Source organism: Novosphingobium sp. NPDC080210 (assembly GCF_050281025.1).
Classification (GTDB): Bacteria; Pseudomonadota; Alphaproteobacteria; order Sphingomonadales; family Sphingomonadaceae; genus Novosphingobium.
The window spans coordinates 1-6405 of the sequence record NZ_JBNNWL010000013.1 but is presented as its reverse complement, the minus strand read 5'-3'; the positions used below and the strand labels follow the sequence as shown (position 1 = coordinate 6405).

Sequence of the window (6405 nt, the reverse complement as noted above, 5' to 3'; positions counted from 1 at the left end):
TAATGTCTTCCGGCTTGTGCTTCCTTGCCATTCCATTCCTCCTTCGTGGCCATTCCTAAAATAGAAATTGGACCACTCAGAAGGGGGCAGATCACACGCGCAGCCTGCATCTCCAAGGCAAGTTGGATCAATCTTTCAGCCCGGCTGTAACGCATCTGCCCCTCTTTCTTGACTAGACTAGCAAGTCCGCAGGTTTCTTTGCACCCTATGATCGCTTAATGATGTCCCACTTTGACATAGCGCAAGACTGCGCCTCCAGAGCTTAGCGGGATAAGCGACAGCTATTCAGTGCTATCTGCAGAAACCCTCTCAAGTTTCGACTTGTGCATTCGCGCCACAATATGACCGCCTGAGAACTCTTTATATTCGGGTACCTGCCAGAAAATCATCTCAAGCTCCGCGCAGTCCTTTAGACCATCGAGGTACTCGTAAAGGTCGTCAATCCTGGTGAAAGAGCGTCCATTTACGTACTTTAGCCGGTCTGACGCCCGAACATCGGATGCACCAAGATCAGCCTCCGTGTCGAAGTCGACGGCGACCAGGTTCCCAGCGGGGTCGACTTCTGCATTATCGACACGCCATGGCTCGCTAATGATCACACCCGAGATATTTATCGCCTTGTGCCCAAGCGGATCAGGCACAGTCCGAAGATTTGATAAAACCTCGAGATCAGCGCCGCCTCTCTTCACGCCCACCTTAACAGGCTGATTGGCACCCCGCAGACGGTCCAACAGATCTGGGTAGGTCACGATGGCGGTTGAGCCATTGATGCGTACAATTCGGTCTCCCGGCAAAAGCCGCGAACCCTCTGCAAAACTGGCTACTGTGGGCTCCCGGCCATTTCGGCCAGTCGCGATATCGACTGGCAACAGTTTCGTATGAGCATCTCGGCCTTGCTTGAGCAGGTCTAGAAGATGGCAAATGGGGGGTACTGGCTGGGCCAAGCCTACCGACGTCGCGTTCTTATCTTCGGTGTCTTTGTAACTGTGCGAACTGACACCGACGACTAGGCCATCAGAAACCCTGATCAACGGGCCGCCGGAATTACCTGCATTAATTGTCGCGTCTGTCTGGACGAGTGTGAATGGCGGGAACCAGGATGCACCAGAAACAATACCGCGAGACGCAGTAAAATCGAGCCCCGAAGGGTGGCCATAAGCGAATACGGAGGCGCCAGAACTGGGCAGCCCTGAACACTCCAACTTAGCTGGGATGGCAGAAGCGGGTATTTCTCCGAGAGGGATGGCAAGGATCGCTACATCCATGAACGCGTCCACGTGGATACGTTTGGCTAGGACCGGCTCTCCGTCTTTAAAGGCGACAGTGATCCGCCCGGGCGAACGAGAAGCAACATGGGCATTGGTCAGGATCCATCCGCGCCCCTTATCAATCAAAAAGCCTGTACCGCTGCCTCGACCGCGCTCATCGTTCCTCAGACCAATGGTCGTCTGAACTTCGACCTTGACTGTGTAGCGCTCAGCATCAGCCAAGATCTCTTCCGGAGCCTTTGCCGGGCTAGATTTGGCCAAGACTACTTGCGGGGGGATTGCCAGCAAGGCGATGAGAAGTGCGAACTTAAAGCGCATGTATTAAAACCCCGCAGGACAAACCTTTACTTGTCTAACCGTGGCGTTGAACCAATGACCATGCAATTAGCACAGTTACCTACAGTGTCCTCTTATGACACACCAAAGCTTGCCAGCACCATGCGCTGTGCTTCACCTTGAGAACATCAGATCAATTATGTCATTTGAGGACATGGATGGGTTTGACTTGGGCGGCTGATAGTTGATTTTCGTTGCAATGAACGCAGCGGACGCTAGCTAGCAAGCATCGTCAAGAAGGGCTCTGCCCTGCCAACCGGCCAACTCCGGCATCGGTGGTTCAACGACGAGGCCCGAGGGCAAACATAGGAGGTAATGATGATAACAGCGCCCATTTTGACGTTCGCAGTTTGTTCGGATCTCATCCTGAACTGCGGATATAAACCATGCTGACTTCTCGCTATTTCCCAAGGCATGGATCACGCCTGATTGACCTTCGTGACGTGCATCCTGATTCTTTTGACGACATTCTGGGCGCGAAGATCCGGCGCTTGCAGTCAATTGAAGGCTGGAGTTCCGAGAAGCGGCGTCTCCAACGCGACCTTGAATCTATGAGTGCGTGGTTTGGCTATGTCGGATGGAGTGTCGATCCGAGAACCTACCTTGTTCATCAGGTCGGGCAATCGTTCCTTTACGATGTGCCAGTGAACAAGCGCGGAAACTTTGCAGTTTTCCGCGGCAAGCGGGTTCGAGTAATCTGCCTAGGCAGCGGCGCATTCACCCGCTGGGTAAGAGTTGGGCCGTTAAACTCACTGGATGTCGAGGCGCCTAGCCCAGAGATAAGCATCCAGCGGGGTCGGGAGCAGCTGAACCGGTAAAACCGACCACACCAAGCATAGCGAGTGGGGCTGACGCCTCCGCCAACCTGCCCGCCCGGGTAAGGTGGTTCCGCCAAACGGCGGCATGCGGCCCTAGGCAATCAAGCGGGGGAAGACATGGGATGCGGGCAGTCCTTCTCGGCCAACACCGAAGAGGACCAACAAAATGAACGCCCTGATAATTGACGAACCAAGCCAAGCCAAGGCGGGCACCGATGATGGACCGCGCAAGCTCCGCAAATTCCTGCCCGCCCTTGGGGTTTATGGCTTTGATGAGCTCGAGATCGCCATCCTGGCTGCTCTTGTAACTGAGGACCCGCTTCTACTCGTAGGTCGGTCAGGGACCGGCAAAACCTATTTGCTCAACTCCCTGTCCGAGGCTCTGTCCCTCGAGCACCGCCATTACAACGCGTCACTGATCTCCTTTGACGATCTGGTGGGCTTCCCGTTTCCAGAACAGGAAGCCGGCACTGTCCGCTTTCTGGAAACTCCAGCGACAGTATGGCCCGCACAATCGGTGCTGATCGACGAGATCAGTCGCTGCAAGCCAGAACACCAAAACCGCCTGTTCGCCCTTGTCCACGAGCGCAAAATTCAGGGCATCGCCCTTTCCAATCTGCGCTTCAGGTGGGCAGCCATGAACCCGCCGTCGGGTGATCAAGGTGGCGACGATGATTACCTGGGTTCCGAGCCTCTCGATCCTGCACTCGCTGACAGGTTCAGTCTCTTCGTCGAGGCAGCCGATTGGGAGCAGCTAAGCGAACAGGAACGCCGAGCCATTGCGACACCGGCTGGCGAAGGCCGAATTGCTGACGATGGTGGCGCTCTGGCGGTAGCTTTGACCAGATGGAGGCGCACATTCGAGGAGCAACTCGTCTGCTGCCCCCCCTATCTGCTGGACTATGTCACCGCCGTCACAAACAACCTTGTAGTTGCGGGCATCAGGATTTCACCTCGCCGCACTCGGTTACTTGCGCGCAGCCTGCTTGCAGCAAGCATCATCGCTGCAGAATGCCGCGAGGACGTCTACATCACGATTTTACGATGTAGCCTGCCTCACAGGGCCTGGGGCCAGCAGCTTTCGGCTGAGCTTGTCCAAGCCGCGCACCGCGCGGCATGGGACACTGCAAACAGCACGCAGGCTGCCTGGGTCCATGCCTTTCTTGCAGAGCCTTCCATTGCACGAAAAGTAGAGATCCTGCTCACCCGGTGCCCCTCATCTGACGCCGGCACGCAGGCCGTTGCACAGTTGCTTGCGACAGAACGAACTGAGAGGGCTGCGGCCTTTGCCTATGTCACTTATCCGGCAGCATCCGCCGGGCGCCTTCCTATCGGTGCGGAGGGAGTGAATGACCTCGCCCGCATAGCAGCCCCAATCCTTGAGGTTGATGGCCACCTCGAGTGGGGCCAACCGCCGGGCACGAAAACTAGCCACCCACCCAAGCTCACTAAGGTGGCGCTCCACCTACAGAAGCTCTCAGGTGCTCGCCTATCGCGTGCTCGGCAGTTTCTTTACCATTGCCTCGTTGAGCAGATCCCCATCGAGCGGCCTGAACAGCTTGAAGAGGACATTCATGCTGCGGTTGAATTGATCCGTTCGCGGGTGCAGCCGTGATAGCGATCAGCCCCGGTTCGGCGCGATATGCCAACTCAGGCGCTCCAATGAGCCGATGGCACAGGGAGCACCTCACGAGCTCTCTCCTCGGTCCAGGAGATGCGTTCGTGAAGATCCCGCTCGTATTGAGGGTGGGCATCTGGTTTGGAATTGGAGCCAGCCCTCGCGAATTCATGGAAGAGCTTCTCAGCGATGCCGGCTGCCGGTCGCCTGAGGAACTGCGCGACCTGTTTGACCACCCACCGAGACGCCTGATGGCGCGCCCGGCGCCAGAGCACTTTACACCAAAAGACGTCCGGCTCGAGAGGCCAGAAGTGATCCTGCGTGAAGCCCTGATCCTCGGGCTATCGACCAGCTCGATTTATGATCCTGAGAGACCGGTAATCTGGACTGAGGTGAGCCTTGGGCGGCGCCTCGAACTCTACGATCCAGGGAGCTTCTATCAATGAAACCTGATCATTTCCTCGCACTCTACCGCGAGCTCATCGACGAAAACCCCTTTGCAGTCAGGGCGGTTCTGCGGATCCTCGAGGTGACCTTTACCGAGAGTGTTCCGACCCTTGCGGTGAGCTGCGAGGCTCAGCCGCGTTTTCTGGTGAACCCGCAATTCATCGCGGCTCACTGCAAGACCGAGACCCATGTGAAGGCTGTCATCGTGCATGAGTTTCTGCATGTCCTGCTGCGGCATACCGAGAGCTCTGCACATCTTTCGCGCGCCCGCCACATTGCCTTCGACGCCGTGATTAATGCGATCATTTGCCGCACACAGGGGGAGGATTGGGCATCATTCTTCCGCACGTACTATGCTGAGGCCGCAGGGTTTACCAAGCTGCTTCGCCCCCCAACTCCTGCCGAACAAGTCGATTTACCACGCCTCAAGAATGTGTCTGCGGTCGATCGGGCCTGGAAAGGGCTCTACGCCGGAACGCTGGTCGCTGATGACATTGCTGAACTGGCCGAAGAGATTGCGAGAGCACAAGCAAAGGCCGGTGCTACGACAGCCCAACCGGCCGAAACCACTCTGCATGGAGACCTGATCGGCAACCACGAGGAATTTGGCGGCCCATTGCCAGGACCAATTACAGACGCGCTTGAGCAAGCCATGCGCGAAATGAACGGAGCTGGCATTTGGCGCGGGCAACGCGCCGGGCTGGGAAATAGCCAAGCCCTCGTTGACCTCGAAAAGGCAGCGAACGATCCTGTCCGCCAATGGGAGAAAGCTGCGCTGGAAATCTTGCGGCGCCATGTTCTTCCTGATCCCAAGGCTAGGCGCGCAGTGGGCGGGACCCACTCCATCCAGCTGCCGGTTCTGTCCCCTGGAGATCGCCGCGCATTCTTAAGATCGCTGTGGGACCCCATCCTGCCTCAATCCCGCTGGGAGAGTGTAGCCGTGCGAAAAGGCGCCACTGCTCAGGTTTATCTCGATGTCTCGGGCTCAATGAATTCTGAGATGCCAGCGCTCATCGCATTGCTGACAAGGCTCGCCGGCCACATCCGCAGGCCTTTCTGGGCATTCAGTGATGAAGTCGTCCCAGCGCATATCCAAGCTGGTCGTCTGGTCACTTCAACGACCGGCGGCACCAGTATGGCCTGCGTCTTGCGGCACGTTATCGAAACGCGTCCCCGAGCAGCTGTTGTAGTCACTGACGGGTTCATCGAAGGGCTCGACCCCAGTCTCGTCGCCGCGGCGCGTTCTGCTGCCCGGCTGCATGCGATCATCGCAAGGCACGGATCGCCCGCCGCCTTGAGAGCGGCCGGTATTCCTTACACCCAATTGCAAAGGTATCCTTCATGATCCGGTTCAGTGAAGCCGCTCTTCCCGGCCACCCAGATAAATTCTGCGACCTGGTTGCCGACGCTATCGTGCAAGAGGCGACCAGGCTCGATAGGGATGCCTATGCCCAGGTAGAGGTCTCTATCTGGTCAGATCAAATGTGGATTTCGGGCGGCGTGGTAACCAGCGTTCCGTTCGAGCGAGACCTTCCCGAAATCGTAACCGAAGCGGGCAGATCGATAGGCCTCGATGGCTCCAACTGGATTGATGCCAGCAGGTATCGAATTCATTCAGCGCTCTGCCTGGAAACTCGCGCCCCCGCACCTTGGTCCCACCACGTCAACGATCAGTGCGTGATTACAGGCTGGGCCGGATACGATGAGAAAGTCTCCTACCTGCCACCGGAGCATTTCTTGGCACTTGCCCTGCGCGATGCGCTGTTCAACTCTTGCCGCGCTGGCCGGCTCTCTGGGTATGGACCAGACGGCAAGGTGCTGGTGCTGATCTGCCCCCTTCTGAGTGGTCCAATTTCTATTTTAGGAATGGCCACGAAGGAGGAATGGAATGGCAAGGAAGCACAAGCCGGAAGACATT

Annotated in this window: 6 protein-coding genes and 2 riboswitches; of the genes, 5 read left to right on the top strand and 1 reads right to left on the bottom strand. The window is 57.1% G+C overall.

Annotated features, from left to right (window positions below):
• Nucleotides 1–281: 281 nt before the first annotated feature.
• On the bottom strand, nucleotides 282–1586 hold the full coding sequence (locus tag ACQKOE_RS16465) for a S1C family serine protease (RefSeq protein ID WP_427513777.1): 1305 nt from the start codon (nucleotides 1584–1586) through the stop codon (nucleotides 282–284).
• 242 nt (nucleotides 1587–1828) lie between these two features.
• Nucleotides 1829–1921: riboswitch (SAM-I-IV-variant riboswitch) on the top strand.
• Nucleotides 1922–1990: 69 nt separating this feature from the next.
• Between ACQKOE_RS16465 and ACQKOE_RS16460 the strand changes: the two genes are divergently transcribed.
• From ACQKOE_RS16460 to ACQKOE_RS16440, 5 genes are all read left to right on the top strand, one after another.
• Nucleotides 1991–2422 carry a hypothetical protein gene (locus tag ACQKOE_RS16460; RefSeq protein WP_427513776.1) on the top strand — a complete coding sequence of 144 codons (432 nt, stop codon included), beginning with the start codon at nucleotides 1991–1993 and terminating at the stop codon, nucleotides 2420–2422.
• A 10-nt stretch (nucleotides 2423–2432) separates the two neighbouring features.
• Nucleotides 2433–2537, top strand: a riboswitch (SAM-I-IV-variant riboswitch).
• 51 nt (nucleotides 2538–2588) lie between these two features.
• Nucleotides 2589–4037 (top strand): AAA family ATPase, encoded by a 1449-nt coding sequence (locus tag ACQKOE_RS16455; RefSeq protein WP_427513775.1) that lies wholly within the window; start codon nucleotides 2589–2591, stop codon nucleotides 4035–4037.
• Nucleotides 4038–4144: 107 nt separating this feature from the next.
• Complete coding sequence (locus tag ACQKOE_RS16450) at nucleotides 4145–4486, top strand: hypothetical protein (RefSeq protein ID WP_427513774.1); 342 nt, start codon at nucleotides 4145–4147, stop codon at nucleotides 4484–4486.
• Nucleotides 4483–5832, top strand: a complete 1350-nt coding sequence (locus ACQKOE_RS16445; RefSeq protein WP_427513773.1) for a hypothetical protein — start codon at nucleotides 4483–4485, stop codon at nucleotides 5830–5832. Before ACQKOE_RS16450 ends, ACQKOE_RS16445 begins: the two co-directional genes overlap by 4 nt.
• Nucleotides 5829–6405 (top strand): S-adenosylmethionine synthetase N-terminal domain-containing protein (locus ACQKOE_RS16440; RefSeq protein WP_427513772.1); only part of this gene is annotated, 577 nt, incomplete at its 3' end. The genes ACQKOE_RS16445 and ACQKOE_RS16440, both read left to right, overlap by 4 nt.